The organism is Paenibacillus darwinianus, assembly GCF_000598065.1.
In the GTDB taxonomy this organism is placed as follows: Bacteria; Bacillota; Bacilli; order Paenibacillales; family Paenibacillaceae; genus Paenibacillus_I; species Paenibacillus_I darwinianus.
Map to the genome: position 1 here is coordinate 15,939 of NZ_KK082177.1, position 971 is coordinate 16,909.

Consider the following 971-nt stretch of genomic DNA (forward strand, 5'->3'; position numbering starts at 1 on the left):
GCCCGCCATATCGTGACCGGCGTCTGCGAGACCGATTTCAGCGGCTACCCGGACTGCCGGGACATTTTCATCAAATCGCTTAACGTCACGCTGAATCTGGCGATGGATTATCCGTTCGTCGTCGATACGCCGCTCATGTGGCTCGACAAGGCGCAAACGTGGGAGCTGGCCGATCGGCTGGGCGCCTTCGATTTCGTCCGCTCCCGCACTTTGACCTGCTACAACGGCATCATCGCGGACGGCTGCGGCGAGTGTCCGGCGTGCCGGCTGCGGCGGGGCGGGCTGGAGGCTTATTTGGAGCGCAGAGGCGGCAACAGCGGTAAAGCTTGATTATATTAACTTAGGAACGAGGCGTTACGACAATGCTGCAGCAGATTTACCCCCCGGTCGCGCATGACTATGCGTACGAGCTCAACAAAGATATGCATTTCGCCGCGGCCCACTACATCCCGCATGACGACGCGGGCAAGTGCCGGCGCGTTCACGGCCATACGTATTTCGCGAATGTCACGATCGCCGGCGACGAGCTGGACGGCAGCGGCTTTCTCGTCAATTTCTCGACGGTCAAAAAGCTGATCCACGAACGGTTCGATCACCATACCGTCAACGAAGACGAGCTGTTTGACGACGCCGATCCGGGTCGCTACCCGACGACGGAAATTATGGCCCGGACGATCTGGGAGATCGTGCAGGAGCATTTGGACGTGCAGCCGAACAAGCCGCGGTGCCTGCAGGTGTTTTTGCGTGAAACGCCGTCCAGTTACGTCGTCTACCGGCCGAAGGCGGTGCGCTGATATGGCGGGCCGCGCGATTCCCGTATTGGAAATATTCGGACCGACCGTGCAGGGTGAAGGCCTCGTCATCGGGCAGAAAACGATGTTCGTCCGCACCGCCGGCTGCGATTACAGCTGCGCCTGGTGCGATTCGGCCTTTACATGGGACGGCTCCGCGAAGGATGACATTCGGCTGCT

The 971-nt window shown here is 60.0% G+C and carries 2 protein-coding genes and 1 pseudogene; all 3 read left to right on the forward strand.

The features are described 5' to 3' along the window. Positions 1 to 330 (forward strand): 7-cyano-7-deazaguanine synthase (locus BG52_RS16505; protein WP_036667252.1); only part of this gene is annotated, 330 nt, incomplete at its 5' end. A 32-nt stretch (positions 331 to 362) separates the two neighbouring features. Then, positions 363 to 794, forward strand: coding sequence for a 6-carboxytetrahydropterin synthase QueD (gene queD / locus BG52_RS10905; protein WP_036667253.1), 432 nt, complete (start codon positions 363 to 365; stop codon positions 792 to 794). A gap of 1 nt (position 795) precedes the next feature. Further along, positions 796 to 971 (forward strand): annotated as a pseudogene (locus BG52_RS10910) (7-carboxy-7-deazaguanine synthase QueE); the annotation flags it as partial.